Origin of the sequence: Limimaricola soesokkakensis, assembly GCF_900172345.1 — a bacterium.
Classification (GTDB): Bacteria; Pseudomonadota; Alphaproteobacteria; order Rhodobacterales; family Rhodobacteraceae; genus Limimaricola; species Limimaricola soesokkakensis.
Genome location: NZ_FWFY01000001.1, coordinates 138,492 through 156,154, shown reverse-complemented (window position 1 = coordinate 156,154; position 17,663 = coordinate 138,492). Strand labels below are relative to the sequence as shown.

At 67.0% G+C, this 17,663-nt stretch carries 17 protein-coding genes; 5 read left to right on the top strand and 12 right to left on the bottom strand.

The window, feature by feature from the left end; genetic code table 11:
* Nucleotides 1–164 precede the first annotated feature (164 nt).
* The 4 genes from LOS8367_RS00715 (at nt 165) to LOS8367_RS00700 (ending at nt 5,909) form a co-directional block, all read left to right on the top strand.
* Nucleotides 165–1,310, top strand: coding sequence for an AI-2E family transporter (locus tag LOS8367_RS00715; RefSeq protein ID WP_085894527.1), 1,146 nt, complete (start codon nt 165–167; stop codon nt 1,308–1,310).
* Nucleotides 1,295–1,954 carry a P-loop NTPase family protein gene (locus LOS8367_RS00710; RefSeq protein ID WP_085894526.1) on the top strand — a complete coding sequence of 220 codons (660 nt, stop codon included), beginning with the start codon at nt 1,295–1,297 and terminating at the stop codon, nt 1,952–1,954. Before LOS8367_RS00715 ends, LOS8367_RS00710 begins: the two co-directional genes overlap by 16 nt.
* A gap of 88 nt (nt 1,955–2,042) precedes the next feature.
* On the top strand, nt 2,043–4,211 hold the full coding sequence (locus tag LOS8367_RS00705; protein WP_085894525.1) for an RNA degradosome polyphosphate kinase: 2,169 nt from the start codon (nt 2,043–2,045) through the stop codon (nt 4,209–4,211).
* Between the two features lie 150 nt (nt 4,212–4,361).
* Nucleotides 4,362–5,909 (top strand): Ppx/GppA family phosphatase, encoded by a 1,548-nt coding sequence (locus tag LOS8367_RS00700; RefSeq protein ID WP_085894887.1) that lies wholly within the window; start codon nt 4,362–4,364, stop codon nt 5,907–5,909.
* Here LOS8367_RS00700 and LOS8367_RS00695 read toward each other — a convergent pair.
* From LOS8367_RS00695 to LOS8367_RS00675, 5 genes are read right to left on the bottom strand one after another with little or no spacing between them, the layout of a single operon-like run.
* Nucleotides 5,906–6,556: an HAD-IA family hydrolase gene (locus LOS8367_RS00695; RefSeq protein ID WP_085894524.1), complete on the bottom strand. Its 651-nt coding sequence runs from the start codon at nt 6,554–6,556 to the stop codon at nt 5,906–5,908. The genes LOS8367_RS00700 and LOS8367_RS00695 overlap by 4 nt on opposite strands.
* Nucleotides 6,557–6,615: 59 nt before the next feature.
* The gene (locus LOS8367_RS00690; protein ID WP_085894523.1) at nt 6,616–6,993 is read right to left on the bottom strand and encodes a hypothetical protein; all 378 of its coding nucleotides are present in this window, start codon (nt 6,991–6,993) and stop codon (nt 6,616–6,618) included.
* A 10-nt stretch (nt 6,994–7,003) separates the two neighbouring features.
* Complete coding sequence (locus LOS8367_RS00685; RefSeq protein WP_085894522.1) at nt 7,004–8,017, bottom strand: endonuclease/exonuclease/phosphatase family protein; 1,014 nt, start codon at nt 8,015–8,017, stop codon at nt 7,004–7,006.
* Nucleotides 8,017–8,733 (bottom strand): molecular chaperone DjiA, encoded by a 717-nt coding sequence (locus tag LOS8367_RS00680; RefSeq protein WP_085894521.1) that lies wholly within the window; start codon nt 8,731–8,733, stop codon nt 8,017–8,019. The genes LOS8367_RS00685 and LOS8367_RS00680 overlap by 1 nt, the downstream gene beginning before the upstream one ends.
* A 31-nt stretch (nt 8,734–8,764) precedes the next feature.
* Nucleotides 8,765–9,235 (bottom strand): GNAT family N-acetyltransferase, encoded by a 471-nt coding sequence (locus LOS8367_RS00675; RefSeq protein ID WP_085894886.1) that lies wholly within the window; start codon nt 9,233–9,235, stop codon nt 8,765–8,767.
* Between the two features lie 434 nt (nt 9,236–9,669).
* On the opposite strand from LOS8367_RS00675, the gene LOS8367_RS00670 reads away from it, so the two are divergent.
* Nucleotides 9,670–10,173, top strand: a complete 504-nt coding sequence (locus LOS8367_RS00670; RefSeq protein WP_085894520.1) for a DUF4174 domain-containing protein — start codon at nt 9,670–9,672, stop codon at nt 10,171–10,173.
* A 288-nt stretch (nt 10,174–10,461) separates the two neighbouring features.
* On the opposite strand, the gene LOS8367_RS00665 is transcribed toward LOS8367_RS00670, so the two are convergent.
* The 7 genes from LOS8367_RS00665 to betI form a co-directional block, all read right to left on the bottom strand.
* Nucleotides 10,462–10,671 (bottom strand): hypothetical protein, encoded by a 210-nt coding sequence (locus LOS8367_RS00665; protein WP_106535020.1) that lies wholly within the window; start codon nt 10,669–10,671, stop codon nt 10,462–10,464.
* Nucleotides 10,672–10,858: 187 nt separating this feature from the next.
* Complete coding sequence (locus tag LOS8367_RS00660) at nt 10,859–11,242, bottom strand: hypothetical protein (protein ID WP_085894518.1); 384 nt, start codon at nt 11,240–11,242, stop codon at nt 10,859–10,861.
* A gap of 234 nt (nt 11,243–11,476) precedes the next feature.
* Nucleotides 11,477–12,157, bottom strand: a complete 681-nt coding sequence (locus LOS8367_RS00655; RefSeq protein ID WP_085894517.1) for a thermonuclease family protein — start codon at nt 12,155–12,157, stop codon at nt 11,477–11,479.
* Nucleotides 12,158–12,238: 81 nt separating this feature from the next.
* Nucleotides 12,239–13,894, bottom strand: a complete 1,656-nt coding sequence (gene betA / locus LOS8367_RS00650) for a choline dehydrogenase (RefSeq protein ID WP_085894885.1) — start codon at nt 13,892–13,894, stop codon at nt 12,239–12,241.
* An 80-nt stretch (nt 13,895–13,974) separates the two neighbouring features.
* A complete protein-coding gene (gene betB / locus LOS8367_RS00645) occupies nt 13,975–15,432 on the bottom strand; it encodes a betaine-aldehyde dehydrogenase (RefSeq protein WP_085894516.1) in 1,458 nt (485 codons plus the stop codon).
* A gap of 34 nt (nt 15,433–15,466) precedes the next feature.
* Nucleotides 15,467–16,978, bottom strand: coding sequence for a choline-sulfatase (gene betC, locus LOS8367_RS00640; protein WP_085894515.1), 1,512 nt, complete (start codon nt 16,976–16,978; stop codon nt 15,467–15,469).
* Nucleotides 16,975–17,550 (bottom strand): transcriptional regulator BetI, encoded by a 576-nt coding sequence (betI, locus tag LOS8367_RS00635; protein WP_085894514.1) that lies wholly within the window; start codon nt 17,548–17,550, stop codon nt 16,975–16,977. The genes betC and betI overlap by 4 nt, the downstream gene beginning before the upstream one ends.
* Nucleotides 17,551–17,663 lie beyond the last annotated feature (113 nt).

Here is a 17,663-nt window from a genome sequence, read left to right as displayed (position 1 = left end):
GCCGGGTCGGCGGCGGGGCGGACGAATCCCCCTGTAGGGGAGAGCCGGGCACCTGACAAGCGCAGTCCCGCCCTGCCCGCGCGCCCATCGGACCGGTCCAAAAGGCTTGCGCGCCCGCGCCCCGGCGGCGACATAGGTGCGACATCCGCGCAAGGAGCGATACCGTGGCACTTCCGATCCAGCAGCAGGCGCGCATCTGGGCCGTCATCGCGATCGTGACCTTCGCGCTGCTCTGGCTGCTCGGCGACGTCATCCTGCCCTTCCTCGTTGGCGGCGCACTGGCCTATCTGCTCGACCCGGTCGCCGACCGGCTGGAGCGCCTGGGGCTCAGCAGGGCGATGGCGGTGGCGGTGATCGCGCTGGGCGTGGTGCTGATCTTCGTGGCCGCCGTGCTGCTGCTGATCCCGACGCTGATCCGGCAGACGACGCAGCTCGTGCAGACCGCGCCCGAGCTGTTCTCGGGCCTGCGCGACGGGCTCGCCGCGCGGTTTCCCGAGTTGATGGACGAAAGCTCGACCATCCGTACCCAGCTCGACGCCATCGGGGCGGCGGTACAGGCGCGCGGCGGCGAGATCCTCAACAGCGTGCTGTCCTCGGCCATGGGCGTCATCAACTTGCTGGTTCTGTTCGTCGTGGTGCCCGTGGTCGCGGTCTACCTGCTGGTCGACTGGGACCGCATGGTGGCGCGGATCGACGAGCTTCTGCCGCGCGAGCACGCGCCGACGATCCGCCAGCTGGCCCGCGAGGTCGACCGTACGCTGGCCTCCTTCGTACGTGGCCAGGGCCTGGTGTGCCTGATCCTCGGCACCTATTACGCTGTGGCATTGGCGCTGGTGGGGCTCAATTTCGGGCTCGTGGTGGGCGCGCTGGCCGGGCTCGTCACCTTCATTCCCTATGTCGGCGCGCTCTTGGGCGGGGCCTTGGCCATCGGCCTCGCATTGTTCCAGTTCTGGGGCGACTGGGTCTGGATCGGCGCCGTGGCGGGGATCTTCGTCGCCGGCCAGATGATCGAGGGCAACATCTTGACGCCGCGCCTCGTCGGCGGTTCGGTCGGGCTGCATCCGGTCTGGCTGCTGTTCGCCTTGGCCGTGTTCGGCGCGCTGTTCGGCTTTGTCGGCATGCTGGTCGCCGTCCCCTTCGCGGCAAGCCTCGGCGTCTTCGCCCGCTTCGCCATCACCCGCTACCAGCAAAGCGCGCTCTATCGCGGCAGCCCCACCGCGATGCCGCCGCCAGCCGCGCCCCCCGAGCCGCATGGCACCCCGCCCCGTCTCGAGCAGACCCCGCCGGAGAGCGCATGGCGTGGCAACTGAGTCTCGACCTGCCGCTCGCGGTGGCGCTGGGGCCTGACGACTTCATCCTGTCCGAGGCGAACCGCGCCGCGCATGAGATGGTCACCGCGATGGGCTGGCCCGAGGACAAGCTGGCGCTGATCGGCCCGCCCGGATCGGGCAAGAGCCACCTCGCGCGGGTCTGGCAAGCCTCCAGCGAGGCGATGATCCTTCTGGCGCAGGATCTTGGCCCGAGCCTGCCGCCGCCAGCCCCCGGGGCAGCCATCGTGGTCGAGGACATCCAACGCCTGCCGCGCGCCGCCGAGGTCACGCTGTTTCACCTGCACAACCGGCTCGCGGCTTCGGGCGGGCGTCTGCTCCTGACGGCCGACCGCCCGCCGGCGCGGCTCGGCATCGCCCTGCCCGATCTCGCGTCGCGGCTGCAGGCCACCGCGGTCGCCCGGATCCACGACCCCGACGACCGGCTGCTGCGCGCGGTGCTGGCCAAGCACTTCGCCGACAGGCAGCTGGTGCCCATGGCCGATGTGATCCCCTATCTCGCCGCCCGCATCGAGCGCAGCTTTGCCAGCGCCGCGGCGGTGGTGGCACGGCTCGACCGGATGGCGCTGGCCGAGGCCCGCCCGGTGAGCCGGGCGCTCGCGCGCCGGGCCCTCGACAGGGGTTGAGGCGGGCCGCTGGACAATCCGGGCGGGCGGGCGCGATAGTGGGGGCGATCCTCACCTCAACGTTGCGAAGATGCGCCAGACAGCACCCATGACACAGGCCGATTTCCTCGCCGCGGCGTTCCCCGAACCGATCGCGCTCGACGCTGACCTGTCCGGGCCCCCGCGCTTCGTCAATCGCGAGCTGAGCTGGCTTGGCTTCAACTTCCGGGTGCTGGAGGAGGCCGAGAATCCGCGCGTGCCGCTGCTCGAGCGGCTGCGCTTCCTGTCGATCTCGGCCACCAATCTCGACGAGTTCTATACCGTGCGGGTCGCCGGCCTGCGCGAGCTGGCGCAAGCGGGCAATACCACCCCGGCGATGGACGGTCTGACCCCGGCCGAGCAGCTGCGGCAGATCGACCGCGAGGCGCGGGCGCTGATGGCGCGCCAGCAGGAGATCTTCAAGACGCTCTGCGACGAGATGGCGCGCGAGGGCATCGCGATCCTGGGCCGCGCCGACGTCACCAAGAAGGACCTCGCCTACCTCTCCGACGCCTTCCTCAACCGTGTCTTCCCGGTGCTCTCGCCGCTGGCGATCGACCCGGCGCATCCGTTCCCCTTCATCCCGAACGAAGGCCTCGCGCTGGCGCTGGCACTGGAGCGGGCCTCCGACAAGAAGCCGCTGCGCGCGCTCTTGCCGGTTCCGGGCCAGATCGATCGCTTCGTGCAGCTGCCCTCGGAAGAAGGCCAGCGCTTTCTGCCGCTGGAGGAACTGCTGCTACTCAATCTCGACCAGCTGTTCCCGGGCTACCGGATGAAGGGGCACTGCACCTTCCGGGTGCTGCGCGACAGCGATCTCGAGGTCGAGGAGGAGGCCGAGGATCTCGTGCGCGAATTCGAGGTGGCGCTCAAGCGCCGCCGCCGCGGCGAGGTGGTGCGGATGAAGCTCTCCGCCGGGGCGCCGCCCGCGCTCAAGGCCACCATCATGGAAGAGCTGCATATCCGCGACGCCGAGGTGATGGAGGTCGAGGGGCTGATCGGCATCGGCAATCTCAAGGAGCTTGTCACCGACGCCCGCCCCGACCTTCTGTGGCCCCCCTTCACCCCGCGCGTGCCCGAGCGGGTGCAGGATCATGACGGCGACATGTTCGCGGCGATCCGCCAGAAGGACATGCTGCTGCACCACCCCTACGAGACCTTCGACATGGTCAACCGCTTCCTTCAGCAGGCGGCGACCGATCCGGACGTGGTGGCGATCAAGCAGACGCTCTACCGCACCTCGCGCAACTCCCCGATCGTTGAGGCGCTGTGCGAGGCGGCCGAGGAGGGCAAATCGGTGACCGCGCTGGTCGAGCTGAAGGCCCGCTTCGACGAGGCTGCCAACATCCGCCAGTCGCGCCGGCTGGAACGGGCGGGCGCCCATGTCGTCTACGGCTTCACCCAGTACAAGACCCATGCCAAGATCAGCACGGTGGTCCGGCGCGAGGGCGACAGCCTCGTCACCTACACGCATTTCGGCACCGGCAACTACCACCCGATCACGGCGCGGATCTACACCGACCTGTCCTTTTTCACCTGCGACGCGGCGCTGGGCCGCGACGCGACCAAGGTCTTCAATTTCATCGGCGGTTCGGCCGAGCCGCTGGGCCTCGAAAACCTCGCCATCTCGCCGCTGACGCTGAAATCCCGTCTCTTGGAGATGATCGCGGCGGAGGCCGAGCATGCCCGCGCGGGGCGTCCGGCCGAGATCTGGGCCAAGATGAACTCGCTTGTCGAAGCCGAGGTGATCGACGCGCTTTACGAGGCGAGCCGGGCGGGCGTGAAGATCTCTCTGGTCATCCGTGGCATCTGCGGCCTGCGCCCGGGCATCGAGGGGCTGTCCGAGAACATCCGGGTGAAATCCATCGTCGGCCGCTTCCTCGAGCACAGCCGCATCGTCTGCTTCGGCAATGGCCGCGGCCTGCCCTCCAAGAAGGCGCGGGTCTTCATCTCCTCGGCCGATTGGATGGGGCGCAACCTCAATCGCCGGGTCGAGACCCTGGTCGAAATTACCAACGCGACCGTGAAGGCACAGATCACCGACCAGATCATGGCCGCCAATCTCGCCGACGTGGCGCAAAGCTGGGTCATGGGGTCCGACGGACGGTTTTCCCGCGCCGACTGGCCCGAGGATGGGCGCGCCTTTTCCTGCCACCGCTTCTTCATGGAGAACCCGTCCCTGTCGGGCCGCGGCACCGCGGGCGCGGGCGACGTGCCGCAGCTGACCCACGCCCACGATTGAGCCTCGCGGCCTTCTCTTTTGTAGAGGATTCAATGACCCGGGCATTTTTCCTTTGCCCCGGCCGGTCATGCGGTTAAGACCGCGCCCGATGCGGAACGTTGACACCGCGCAAGGCCGGGCCACATGCTGCGGCAGGATCATGGGGGCTTCATGAACGAACAGAGCGACGCGCAGCGCGGCGACTGGGGGCCTTTCGGTCGACCGCTTTTCGATGATCCCGAAAGCCGCGCGCTGAGCCGGGTCGGCGTGGTCGATGTAGGGTCGAACTCGGTCCGGCTCGTGGTGTTCGACGGCGCGGCGCGCAGCCCCGCCTATTTCTACAACGAGAAGATCATGTGCGCCCTGGGCGAGGGCCTCTCGGAGACCGGCAAGTTGAGCCCGCGCGGCCGCGAGCGCGCGCTGAACGCGCTCAAGCGCTTTGCCACCCTCGCCGAGGGCATGAACATCACGCCGCTCACTGCCGTCGCCACCGCCGCGGTCCGCGAGGCCGAGGACGGTCCGGAATTCTGCGAGCAGGTGCTGCGCGAAACCGGAATCGAGATCCACGTGATCGAGGGTGACGAGGAAGCTCGTCTGTCGGCGCAGGGTGTGCTTCTGGGCTGGCCCGGTTCCTACGGCATGGTCTGCGACATCGGCGGCTCGTCCATGGAGCTTGCCGATATCGCGGAGGGCAAGGTTGGCCGCCGTCTCACCTCGGCGCTGGGTCCTTTGAAGCTCAAGGAGGTCAAGGGCGGCGAGAAGGGCCTCGAAGCCTATATCAAGAGCACGATCGAGCAGATCCACGAGGAGATGGACGGCGAGACCGGCATGCGGCTGTTCCTCGTCGGCGGCTCTTGGCGCGCCATCGCGCGCTGCGACATGACGCGGCGCGATTACCCGCTCACCGTGCTGCATGAATACCGCATGAGCACCGAGTCCGTGGCCGAGACCCGCAAATACATCGAGAAGGAAGACCCCGACGACCTGCGTGGTCGCGCCGGTGTCTCTTCCGACCGGATGGCGTTGGTGCCGCTGGCGATCCGGGTGCTTGACCGGCTGGTGCAGGTGTTCCAGCCCAAGGACATCACGATCTCTTCCTATGGCATTCGCGAAGGCATGCTCTACGAGCAGATGCCCCCTGCCCTGCGCGACCGCGATCCCTTGATCGAGGCCTGCCGCTTCGCCGAGGCCAAGGATGCGCGAATGCCGGGCTTCGGGCCGATCCTGTTCGACTTCGTCCGGCCGCTGTTTCCGCATGCCGACTGGCAGCGCAAGCGGATCATCAAGGCCGCCTGCCTGTTGCATGACGTGAGCTGGCGCGCGCATCCGGATTACCGGCCGCAGGTCTGCTTCGACAACGCGACCCGGGCCAATCTCGGCGGGCTCAAGCATTCCGAACGCGTATTCTTGGGTCTCGCCCTGATGCACCGCTATTCCAACAAGCGCGAGGGCGTGCATTACAGCCAGATGTTCACGCTCGTCCCTGACGAGGATCAGCGCGAGGCCGAGGTGCTGGGTCGTGCCATGCGGCTGGGTGCGATGCTCTGGCTCGGCGCCGAAACGGTGCCGGGCAATCTCGCCTGGAACGCGGTGGACCGAACGCTGACGCTCGATCTCGATCCGCGCGCGAAGTCTCTCTTCGGCGAGGTGGCCGAGCAACGGTTCAAATCGCTCGCCTCGGCGCTCGACGCCACTGGCGAGGTCCGTATCCGCGACTAGGTCAGAAGCTCAGAGAGCCGGGCGAGCCGCTCGGCTTCGGGCATCGAAAGCCGCCCCGGCGCGGCCCAGCCGACGCCACGAAACGGCACACCCGCGGCCCGGGCCGTCGCTTCGTCAACCTCCGTATCACCGACATAGACCGCCCGATGGACGCCCAGCGCCTCGATCACCGCGCGCAGATGGCCGGGATCGGGCTTGCGCGTCGGCACGGCATCGGCGCCCCGCACGGCGTCGAATAGGTGGTCGATCCCGAGCCCGGCGAGCACGGCATGCGTCAGGGCCTGCGGCTTGTTGGTACAGATGCCAAGGCGCCAACCCGCCGCCTTCAGCGCTGCCAGATCCTGTGCCACATACGGGTAGATCGTGGTCGAGACCACGGGCGCTTCGGCATAGCAACGCAGATAGGCATCGGTGAGAGCCTCGATATCCGAAGGCGCCGCAGGAATCCGCTGTCTTGCCAGCAGGTCCGCCACCAAGCGGTGCGCACCATTGCCGATGAGGCCGGCCACGACCGCTGGATCGGTCGCGTCCAGCCCATGCGTCACGAAGGCACGGTTCACGGCGGAGGCCATGTCCGGCGCGCTGTCGATCAGCGTGCCATCAAGATCAAAAACGGCGGCGCAGGGGCCGCCCTCCTTCTGGTTCATGGGCCTCTCCTCGATGCTTCGAGAGAGGTTAAGCGGCGATGTCACCCGGAGGCGAGAGCTCAGATCTCAATTTCCGGTGCATCGGGATCTGGGGTGAACTCGGGCGCCTCGCGCTTGCGGCGGATGATGATGTCGCCGTTCTCGAGGATTTCGGGTGCCTCGTAATTGGCGATGTCGTCGATCCGGTCGAGCACCTGCATCAGGGCCGGGCCCATCTCCGACAGCAGCGACCTGAGATGCGGCTCGGCCATCTCCGCGAAGGCCCGGAAATCCTCGATGGCGGGCTCCATCTCGCCCATGATTCCGCGAAAGAACAACTCCGCGCCTTCCTGCATCAGGCTGAAGCCCTCATCCTCGGCGGGGGCTTCCTCCACCTGCGCGGAGACGGGACCGGCGAACAGCGCGGCGACGAGGGCGGCATGGAATGCGTGTTTCATGTCGCTGAAGCTAGTCGGCGGCCGGGGTGTTTCCAGTCGGATCGAGGTCGAGCGTGACGGGAAAATGGTCCGAGGCCGCGAGCAGCGCCTCACGCAATTCGGTATCGGCATAGATCGCCGGGTCGTCGAAAGGGTGCCATATGCGCCAGCGCGGCGCCCAGCCCATCAGGTCGGGTGACACCATCGCGTAGTCGAGAAGCGCCGAGAGGATGCGCCAGTCGGGCGGCACGGCGAAACGTGCGGTGGCGGGCTGCGCCGCGATGGGCTGCGACAGGGCCAGCTGGGCATGCGGATCGTGGAGCCGCCGCTCGGGTGGTTCGCCCTCCCCCAGCACGATCTCGACCCCGGAGCGTCCGAATAGCCGCTCTTGCGCATCGAGACCGGGACCGTCATTGAAATCCCCCATCACCACGAGGCTGTCGCCCGCCTCGAGGTGATCTTCGACGCGCGCCCTCAACCAGCCGCATTGGGCGAGTTGCTTGCGGCGGTTTTCGATGGCGATGCGCCGCAGGTCGCCGGGGTTCTGCGCGCCATGGGGGGCCTTGGACTTGGCATGTACCCCGATAAGGCGTAGCGCGACGCCCTCGGCCTCGATCGCCAACTCGAGCGGCGGTTTCGACCAGCTGATCCGCGTTTCGGCATGGCCTGCCTTGAGGTCGAAGCGCGGCGCGCGGGCACTCTCCCGGGGATCGTGACGGGCCCGAATGCGTTCGGGATCGTGGAGAAAGGCGATCTCCTGCTGGGTATGGCTGTGAAAGCCGATTAGCGCTTCCCGCGCCCTGAGCCCCGCCCTGGCCGCAAATCCTTCGAGGGCACGGACGCCGCTGCGCTTGCCGCCTGTATCGGGAGCCTCGACCACCACGATCCCATCGGCATCGAGCGCCTGCATCACGACGGCGATTCCGTCGAGTTGCTGCGCCCGGGTGATGCCGTGACGGGCCGAGTCGCCCTCGTCATGCAGCATCACGCCCGCATCATCGAACAGCCGGTCGAACCAGGCGACGTTCCACGTCGCCAATCGCATCAGGCGCGGTTCCCCTCGCCGCCCGGCGCCATGGCATGGCCCTGCCCCGCCTCGATCCGTTCCCAAGCGCGGTTGGCGGCGATCAGCCGGCTTTCGGCCAGCTTCATCGCCTCCTCTGGCAAGCCCCGCGCGGCGAGCCGGTCGGGATGGGTCTCGCGCACGATGGCCCGCCAGGCGCTGCGGGCGGCGTCGCGCCCTTCGTCGGGCGTCACGCCGAGAACGTCCCACGGATCGGGCTCGCAATCCGGCACGAATCGCGCGCGCAGCCGCGCGAAGGCCCGCGCATCGATCTCGAAGATCTCGGCGACGCGTTTGAGGAAGGCGTTCTCCGCCGGGTGGTAGTCACCATCCGCGAGCGCGATGTGGAACAGTCCCTCCATCAGGTCGCAAAGCGGCCCCTTCTCGCCCCCGAACATCGCGGCGATCTTGCGGGCGTAATCCTCGAATCCCGCCACGTCGGTGCGCGCCATGTTGAACACCCGCGCGGCATTGGCTTCCTCCTCGGGGGGGATCGTAAAGACCTCGCGGAAAGCCGCGACCTCGCCGCGAGTCACCTGACCGTCGGCTTTGGCCATCTTCGCGCCCAGAGCGATCACCGCGATGGCAAAGGCCACCGAGCGTTCGGGTGGCGTGCGCAGCCGGTCGAAGATCGAGGCGAGGCTCTCGCCCTGCCTCAACGCGGCGATGATCTCGGCTATGCGGGTCCAGATCGACATTAGGCCACCTTAGCGCCGCGTTGCGGCATTGTCAGAGTCGTTTTTGCAGGATCGCTAGATCGAGCCAGCGGCCGAACTTGCGCCCTACCTCGGGCATGGTGCCGGTGCGCACGAAGCCCATGCGTTCGTGGAAGGCGATGCCGGCCGTGTTTTCCGCCGTGACGCAGGCCACCATGACATGCTTGTCCGCCTCCCGGGCGGTCTCGAACAGCCGCTGCATCATCGCCTGACCGACGCCGCGCCCCTGCAGGCCCGGGGCGAGCAGGATCGTGTGCTCGACGGTATGACGGTAGCCGTCCGTGCCGCGAAACGGAAACCAGCGGGCCATGCCTTTCACCCCACTCTCGTCCCAGACGAAGAAGGGATCGCCGGACAGGGTAATTTCGGCGATCTCGGCCTCGCTGCGCTCGGTCGCGTTGAAGATCGAAGTGGTTTCGCGGATCACCCGATTCCAGATGGCGGAAAGGGCGGGCGCATCGTCTGGCGTGGCGGGGCGGATCATCTCGCAGGGCTCCGAAGGGCGGGTGACGTCGGACCCTGTGATGTCGCGTCCCGCCGGGCGCCGCAAGGGACCTCTGGGTCGCAGGCGCGTGTCTTGCCTCCCGACCGGGGATGCCAACCGATGGACATGGTGCTGCATGGGGAGGTGCCGCCTCCCTGATCAAGCCAGCCCAGTTCCAACATGGCCAACCTTGCTCGCCACACGGAAACGTTCGGTGCTATGGCCGCTATGTCGAAAGTGCACCAGCGGGTCATGCCTAACGCTGAAGCGGGCGATCTTCCTTCTTCTCGGCCGAGTACGCGCCCCCTGCGGTACGGCAATCTCGATGGGACACGGTCTTTCTTTCCGATCCCGAAACGAGACGTTGCGCCCCACCCCGCACCGTTTGTCGCAGCACCCTTCGCGTGAGCGACATTCGCGCCTATGTTGAGAGCATGACACAGTTTCATTCCCTGCTCGCGCTCCTCGCCCTACTTTGGGCCGCCCCCCTCGCCGCAGCGCAGGAGGCGCCGGAGCTTCTGGAGCGCTGGCAGGAAGAGCCGCGCGCGGCCTACCCGGTGGGCGAAGCGGAGCTGGAGGATTTCGAATTTCGCGCCCGCCCCATCATCGTCTTCGCCGACGGGCCGGGCGATCCGCAGTTCGAGCGGCAGATGGGCTTTCTGGCGGAGCGGATCGACGAACTGGCGGCGCGCGACGTGATCGTCCTGATCGACACTGCTCCCGAGGCGCGCAGCCCGATCCGCCGAGCGCTGCGCCCGCGTGGCTTTGCGGTGATCCTGATCGGCAAGGACGGGCGCATCGCGCAACGCAAGCCCGCCCCTTTCACGGGACGCGAGTTGATCCATGCGATCGACAAGCTGCCGCTGCGCCAGCAGGAGATCCGCGACGCCAACCGCCCCGTGGGCGGGGCGGGCGCTCAGGTACTGGAGACGCGGTAGTATCACTGGGACAAGACCAGCCAGTTGCCTAGGCTCTTACGGGGCAATGGCGGTTCACCCGAACCATACCCGATTCGAAGCGGAATGCTCGAGCCGCGGCCTCGGCTTTCCTTCGTATGGACGTGGAAGCCGGTAAGATAGCCTTTTGTCGGCATCGTGATAGATATCAGCGGCGCGGAATGCCCACCGGCATTTTCTCGATCCCAAGATGAAAAAGAACCGCCGAGGTTTCCCCCGGCGGCCCTGAAGATCATTCGCCCCCGGCCAAGGCCGGAAGGCGCGGTCCGCTTAGTAGCAGCCGGCCGCGTTCGGGTTGGTCACGCACGGCGCGATGCCGCCGATCGCACCGCCGACCAGCGCGCCGGTCACGGCGTCTTCGCCGGTCAGTTCGGCAGCGGCAGCGCCAGCCAGCGCACCGGTGGCGGCACGCTCGCCGGGGGTCGCGCCACAGGCAGCGAGGGTAGCGGCGACGCCGAGCGCGCCGAAGAGTTTGAACATGGATGCCATTCTTGGTCTCCGAAAATGAATGGTTGTGCCCCAGATGAAGACGTCACTGCCACTTCGCAGAGGCCTGTGCAAGTGAGACCGACGCGGCTCGGGGTGCGTTCGGGTCCTGAGCCAAGGCATGGGCGACAACCCGCCACCTCGTGGGGAGATTTTCTTCGGGGCCCCGTTTGCTGGGCCTCTACCAATCCTCGTCTTCGACCTCGTCCTCGTCACCGCTCTCGCCGAACACGTCCGGAAAGGAGCGCCGCGCCTGCGCCACGTCGATGCGCAGCAGCGCGTCGTAATCCTGCGGGTCGAAGGGGTCCTCGGCGGGTACCACCTCGCGGCCGAAGAGCCAGCTCAGCCGCCCGGCGTCAAGATTGCCACGCACGAAAGGCTCCTCGCCGAAATGCGCCCAAAGCGCAGCCATGAAGCCCTCGTCGGCGCGGCGATCGGGCGGACGGCGGTCGCGAAAGCGCTCGCGGCGGATGATCTTGGTCGGACCCTCCTTGGCGGCGCGGCGGATGGTGAACTGGAAATCGGTGCCGGGCAGCCGGCCGGGAAATCCGCGATGCTTTTCCATGTCAGTCAAGTCCTCGGGCTGCGCCGCGTCGGGTGCGGCAGACCGGCTGATAGCCCGCCACGCGCCGCCGCGCCATCCCGTGCAGCGCATTCCCGCGGCCCAGTGGCGCGAGATGAGAGGCGGCATGGCCGGATGGTCCCTGCCCTGCATCATCCCGGACAACGCTTCTCGCTCCTGCTCCAAACTAATCGGGCTCCAGTCACGAGTGGCGAGCCGGCTTAAGGCCAAGACCGGTTAGCTTCCAGCAGGACGCCAGCCTGCGCGGCGGGCCTCGCTCTCGTCGCAGAACCAGCGCTCGCCCGCGCTGGTGTCGATCCTGGTACGTCCATAAAGCGGATCGCCCGGCATGTGGTAGATGCGGCCCCGGCTTGAGACGTTGCCCTTAATGGCGCATCCGCCGGCCTCGACACGCTCCTGCGCAGGCACGGAGGCCGCTTGGCCCTCGCGCTTGGCACGCCGCCAGTCCCATGGCGCTTCGACCTCACCGCGCCAGATGCCCCGCCCTGCCTGCCGCGCGGCGGCCTCGCTTTGCACATAGGCGTCGGAATATTCGACATAGGCGAGGGCCAGTCCCTCTGAGACCAGCGTTTCGCCGATATCGGCGCCATCCACCACGCAGCGCGCGACGATGCGCTCGTACCGATCTATATCGACTGTCTCGCAGACCGCCTCGCGGCCTGCAAAGCGCAGCGAGGCTTCCTGCGTGACCCAATCACCGCAAGCCCATTGCGCCCCTGTCCCGGTGCCGCAGCTCTGCGCGTTCTCTGGCGCATCGACGCCGTGCAGCCGCACCCGCGCGTCGCCCACATCAATCGTGTCGCCGTCAATTACGGCGACGCGTCCCGCAGGACCGGTAGAAGGAGCAGGCTCGATCGAGCACAGCCCGAGCAGGGCGAGGATCGCGAAACAGGCCATACCGGAGATCTCGGCGCTTTCGAGGCCTCCGGCAAGTGTTTCGTTAACTTTAATTTAGGATCTTCGTACTTCAGGCGAGACTCACCGTTGCGCCACACGCCATGCGGGGTGGATCCACGGCTTTTCGTCCAAAGCGGCGAGGCTACGGCCGAGGATGTGGTCCGATGCCTTTTCTCCCACCATGATCGAAGGGGCGTTGAGGTTGCCGTTCGTGATACGCGGAAAGATCGAACTGTCGGCTACGCGCAGGCCCTCGACCCCGATCACCCGGCATTCGGGGTCGACCACCGCATTCGCATCCTCTGCCGCGCCCATCCGGCAGGTGCCGCAGGGGTGATAGGCGCTTTCGACATGTTCGCGGATCGCGTCGTTCAGCTGCTCGTCGGTCTGGACATCTTCCCCCGGCAGGATCTCGTGACCGCGATAGGGTGCGAAGGCGCGCTGACCGAAGATCTCGCGGGTCAGGCGGATGCAGATCCTGAAGTCCTCCCAGTCCTTCTCGGTCGACATGTAGTTGAACAGGATCTTCGGCGCCTCGGCGGGATCGGCGGATGCCAAGGTCACCTGCCCACGCGAATCCGAACGCATCGGGCCGACATGGGCCTGAAATCCATGCCCTTCGGCGGCCGCCTGCCCGTCGTAGCGCACCGCCATGGGCAGGAAGTGATACTGGATGTCGGGATATTCGACGCCCGCGCGCGAGCGGATGAAGCCCGCGCTCTCGAACTGGTTCGAGGCGCCGAGACCCGAGCGCGTCAGCATCCATTGCGTGCCAACCTTGCCCTTGCCCCAGAGGTTCCAGTGGCTGAACAGCGAGACAGGCTGCGTCGCGGCCATCTGGATATACATCTCAAGATGGTCCTGCAGGTTACGGCCGACGCCCGGGCGATCGGCCACGACCTCGATGCCGTGCTCGGACAGATGCGCGGCCGGGCCGATGCCCGACAGCATCAGCAGCTTGGGTGAGTTGATCGACGAGGCCGCGATGATCACCTCGGCACGCGCCCGGATCACTTCGATCTTCGATCCGCGACTGATCTCCACGCCCGTCGCGCGGCCTTCCTCGATCACCACGCGATGCGCGAGACCACGCAGAAGCGTGCAGTTGTCGCGCTTGAGCGCAGGGCGCAGATAGGCGTTGGCGGCGGACCAACGGGTCCCCTGCCAGATCGTCGCCTCCATGGGTCCGAAGCCTTCCTGCTTCTCGCCGTTGTAATCGTCGGTAAGCGGGTAGCCCGCCTGCCCGCCGGCCTCGACGAAGGCGCGGGTCAGCGGGTTGTCGCGCGGTCCGCGCGTGACATGGAGCGGTCCGTCATGCCCCCGGCGGGCAGGATCACCCCCATGGCCGCCGTCATGCCAGTTCTCCATCCGCTTGAAATAGGGAAGGACCGAGGCGTAGTCCCAGCCCGTGGCTCCCATCTCGGACCAGGTATCGAAATCGCGCGCATGGCCACGCACATAGACCATGCCGTTGATCGAGGACGACCCACCGATCACCTTGCCGCGCGGGGTCGCCAGGCGCCGGCCACCCAAATGAGGTTCGGGCTCGGAGCGGTAGCCCCAATCGTAGCGCGACATGTTCATCGGGTAGCTCAGCGCGCCGGGCATCTGGATGAACGGCCCGGCATCGGTACCGCCATGCTCGATGACGATGACGCTGCGCCCCGCCTCGGACAGGCGATAGGCCATGGTACAGCCGGCGCTGCCGGCTCCGACGATCACGTAATCCGCTTCCATGCTGGTCATCCATGTCCTGCCGGACCGGACATTTGGAAATGTCCGGTCCGGATTATTGCAATAATCCGGCTCTCGGCCGCTCAGAAGGGCGCTTCGACCGCACCCATCGCCACGTAGACGGTCTTGAGCTGGCTCCAGTGCTCGATCGCCACCTGTCCGTTCTCGCGACCCACGCCGGACATCTTCATGCCGCCGAAGGGCGCCTCGACCGGTGTCAGGTTATAGGTGTTGATCCAGCACGACCCCGCCTGAAGCCCCGCCACCATCCGGTGCGCGCGAGCGAGATCGCGGGTGAAGACACCGGCCGAGAGGCCATAGATCGTGGCATTGGCGCGCTCGAGCACCTCTTCTTCGGTCGCGAAACCGAACACCGACATGACCGGGCCGAAGATCTCTTCGCGCGCGATGGTCATGTCATCCTCCACATCGGCGAAGACCGTGGGCTCGATCCAGAAGCCGGCGCCCTCGGGGCGACCGCCGCCGGCGACGAGGCGCGCGCCTTCCTCGCTCCCCTTGGCGATAAACCCCTCGACGATCTCGCGCTGGCGCTCGGAGACCATCGGCCCGAAATTGGTTTCCTCATCGAGCGGATCGCCCGCTTTCACCCCCTTCAGCCGTTCGCTCAGCCGCTTGAGGAAAGCCTCCCGGATGCCGTCCTGTACGAAGACGCGGGTGCCGTTGGAGCAGACCTGACCCGTCGAGTAGAAGTTCGCGTTGATCGCCGCGGAGACCGCATCCTCGAGGCTGGCATCGTCGAAGATGACGAGCGGCGACTTGCCCCCAAGCTCCATTGTCACCGACTTCATGCCTGAAGCGGCGGCCGAGTAGACCTTGCGCCCCGTCGGCACCGACCCGGTGAGCGAGACCTTGGCCACGCGCTCGTCCTCAACGAGTTGTGCGCCCACCTCGCCATAGCCCTGCACCACGTTGAACACGCCCGGCGGCGCGCCTGCTTCCATCAGGATCTCGGCCACCTTGAGCGCCGAGAGCGGCGTGGTCTCGGACGGCTTGAACACCATGGTGTTGCCGCAGGCGAGCGCGGGCGCGGCCTTCCAGCAGGCGATCTGCGTGGGATAGTTCCACGCGCCGATCCCCACCGCCACGCCCAGCGCCTCGCGACGGGTATAGACGAAGTCCTCGCCCATCTGGATGTGCTCGCCCGACAGCGTCGCGGCCAGACCGCCGAAATATTCCAGCGCGTCCGCGCCCGAGGTGGCGTCGGCCACCAGCGTCTCCTGTAGCGGCTTACCGGTGTCCTTCGTCTCCAGCTCCGACAGTTCGCGGTTGCGGGCGCGCATGATGTCGGCGGCGCGGCGCAGGATGCGGCCGCGCTCGGTACCGGTCATCGCGGCCCAAGCCGGTTGCGCCCGCCTGGCTGCCGCCAGCGCCCGATCGACGAGAGCGGGCGTCGCCGAATGCAGCGTGGCGATGGTCTCCCCGGTGGCCGGGTAGATCACGGGAATGGCCACGCCGCTGTCGTCCTCGACATAGGCGCCGTCGATGAAGTGGCTGGCCTCGGGTTGGGTGGGATAGGTCATGACTGCGTGCTTTCGGAAGGGTGTAAGGGAGCGCTCACTCGCCGCGTGGATAGCGCTGGCTCTCCTCGAGAATGTTCAGGTCCATGTGGTTGCGCATGTATCGCTCGGAAGCGGCGCGCAGCGGCTGGTAGTCCCACGGGTAGTAGCCGCCCTGGCGCAGCGCCTCGTAGACCACCCAGCGGCGAGCTTGGCTCTGACGGACCTGGGCATCGGCGAGATCGAGGTTCCAGCGCTCTGCGGCCATGGCCCGAAACCGCTCGAGCGTCTCGGCATGGGCGGGATCGGCGGCAAGGTTGGATCGCTCGGCCGGATCGGCTTCGAGATCGAAGAGCTGTTCGGGATCGACCGGGCAGGCGGTGTATTTGAAGCGCCCCTCGCGCAGGGCGATCATCGGCGCGATCGAACCTTCTGCGGCGTATTCCATCGCAACGGGCGTCTGGCGTTTTGCGCCCTGCCCGAGCGGCACGAGGCTTTCGCCATCGGTCCAGGGCGTGACTTCGGACATGTCGACGCCCGCGAGGTCGCACAGCGTCGGGGTCACGTCGATGGCCGAGACCGGGTCGGTGACGAGAGCAGGCTCCATGCCGGCGGCCGTGATCATCAGCGGCACCCGCGCCGAGCCCTCGAAGAAGCTCATCTTGAACCACAGCCCGCGGTCCCCGAGCATGTCGCCATGGTCCGAGACGAAGACCACGATCGCCTCCTGCCGAGTATCCTCAAGCACCTGCAGAAGCTCGCCCAGCTTGTCGTCGACATAGCTGATATTGGCGAAATAGCCCTGCCGGGCCCGGCGGACCTGCTCTTGCGTGATCTCGAAGCTGTCCGCGTCGCAGGCGTCCCAGAGCCGCTTCGAATGCGGATCCATCTGCTCGTAGGGGATCGCCTCACCCGGCGCGTCGAGATGGTCACAATCGTTGTAGAGGTCCCAGTACTTGCGCCGCGCGACATAGGGGTCGTGCGGGTGGGTGAAGCTCACGGTGAGACACCAAGGCCGCGCGTCGTGGCCACGCGCGAGATCATAGAGCTTGGCCTTGGCCTGATGCGCCACGTCGTCGTCATATTCGAGCTGGTTGGTGATCTCGGCCACCCCGGCACCGGTGACCGATCCGAGGTTGTGATACCACCAGTCGATCCGCTCGCCCGGCTTGCGCCAGTCCGGGGTCCAGCCGAAATCGGCGGGGTAGATGTCGGTGGTGAGCCGCTCCTCGAAGCCGTGCAGCTGGTCGGGGCCGACGAAATGCATCTTGCCCGACAGGCAGGTCTGCCAGCCGGCGCGGCGCAGGTGATGCGCAAATGTCGGGATGTCCGAGGGAAACTCGGCGGCGTTGTCGTAGACGCCGGTGCGGAACGGCAGCTGGCCCGACATGAAGGATGCCCGCCCCGGCGCGCAGAGCGGGCTGCCGGTATAGGCATTGGCGAAGCGGGTCGAGCGCGCGGCCAGCTTCTTTAGGTTGGGCGCGTGCAGCCAGTCTGCCGGACCGTCGGGAAACAGCGTGCCGTTGAGCTGATCGGCCATGACGATGAGGATGTTGCGGTTCGGGGTCATTTCAGCTCCAGTTCGAGCGCGGCGAGCAATTGCCTCGTCGCGGCGGGGCCGTCGGCCGGGCCGCCCGCGAGGCCCTGCTTGAGATACATCCCGTCGATCAGCGCGGCGAGACGCTCCGCAGCGTCCATCGCCCCCGCCCCGAGCAGGGGCCGAAGGTCATGCGCGAGATTCGACCGCAGCCGCCGGTGATAGATCCGCAGCAGCCGTGCCGCGGCCTCCGAGGTGCGCGCCAGCACGTAGAAATTGAGCCATGCCGCGATCACCTCGGACCGGAAGTTGGAGGGGCCGAAATTGGCTCGCAGGATCGCCGCGACGCGGGCGCGCGGATCGCCCTTCGCCGCGATCAGAGCCTCGCGCACCTCGACGGAATACTCGGTCAGCAGATGGCGCATCGCGGCGAGGAATATCCTCTCCTTGTTGCCGAAATAGTGATGCGCCAGCGCCGATGACATACCCGCGCGCCGGGCGATCTGGGCCACCGTCACGTCGAGCGAACCCTGCGCGCCGATCTCCTCGATCGTCGCTTTGACCAGTGCGGCCCTGCGTATAGGTTCCATGCCAAGCTTGGGCATTCAAAAGGTCTCCGATCCCGCCCCGACCCACGACCGGGTTGCAACCGCGACCCTAATAGTCTTTTTATTGACGCGTCAATCAAGAACCAGAACATGCAGAGAGGATGAATTTC

Excerpts from the sequence above, each read along its gene's own strand:
- LOS8367_RS00665 (WP_106535020.1), bottom strand. The coding sequence starts at position 10,671 with ATGTTCAAACTCTTCGGCGCGCTCGGCGTCGCCGCTACCCTCGCTGCC.
- LOS8367_RS00705 (WP_085894525.1), top strand. The coding sequence starts at position 2,043 with ATGACACAGGCCGATTTCCTCGCCGCGGCGTTCCCCGAACCGATCGCG.
- betC (WP_085894515.1), bottom strand. The coding sequence starts at position 16,978 with ATGACCCCGAACCGCAACATCCTCATCGTCATGGCCGATCAGCTCAAC.
- betI (WP_085894514.1), bottom strand. The coding sequence starts at position 17,550 with ATGCCCAAGCTTGGCATGGAACCTATACGCAGGGCCGCACTGGTCAAA.
- LOS8367_RS00675 (WP_085894886.1), bottom strand. The coding sequence starts at position 9,235 with ATGATCCGCCCCGCCACGCCAGACGATGCGCCCGCCCTTTCCGCCATC.
- LOS8367_RS00710 (WP_085894526.1), top strand. The coding sequence starts at position 1,295 with ATGGCGTGGCAACTGAGTCTCGACCTGCCGCTCGCGGTGGCGCTGGGG.
- LOS8367_RS00660 (WP_085894518.1), bottom strand. The coding sequence starts at position 11,242 with ATGGAAAAGCATCGCGGATTTCCCGGCCGGCTGCCCGGCACCGATTTC.
- LOS8367_RS00700 (WP_085894887.1), top strand. The coding sequence starts at position 4,362 with ATGAACGAACAGAGCGACGCGCAGCGCGGCGACTGGGGGCCTTTCGGT.
- LOS8367_RS00670 (WP_085894520.1), top strand. The coding sequence starts at position 9,670 with ATGACACAGTTTCATTCCCTGCTCGCGCTCCTCGCCCTACTTTGGGCC.
- LOS8367_RS00680 (WP_085894521.1), bottom strand. The coding sequence starts at position 8,733 with ATGTCGATCTGGACCCGCATAGCCGAGATCATCGCCGCGTTGAGGCAG.
- LOS8367_RS00655 (WP_085894517.1), bottom strand. The coding sequence starts at position 12,157 with ATGGCCTGTTTCGCGATCCTCGCCCTGCTCGGGCTGTGCTCGATCGAG.
- betB (WP_085894516.1), bottom strand. The coding sequence starts at position 15,432 with ATGACCTATCCCACCCAACCCGAGGCCAGCCACTTCATCGACGGCGCC.
- betA (WP_085894885.1), bottom strand. The coding sequence starts at position 13,894 with ATGGAAGCGGATTACGTGATCGTCGGAGCCGGCAGCGCCGGCTGTACC.
- LOS8367_RS00695 (WP_085894524.1), bottom strand. The coding sequence starts at position 6,556 with ATGAACCAGAAGGAGGGCGGCCCCTGCGCCGCCGTTTTTGATCTTGAT.
- LOS8367_RS00690 (WP_085894523.1), bottom strand. The coding sequence starts at position 6,993 with ATGAAACACGCATTCCATGCCGCCCTCGTCGCCGCGCTGTTCGCCGGT.
- LOS8367_RS00685 (WP_085894522.1), bottom strand. The coding sequence starts at position 8,017 with ATGCGATTGGCGACGTGGAACGTCGCCTGGTTCGACCGGCTGTTCGAT.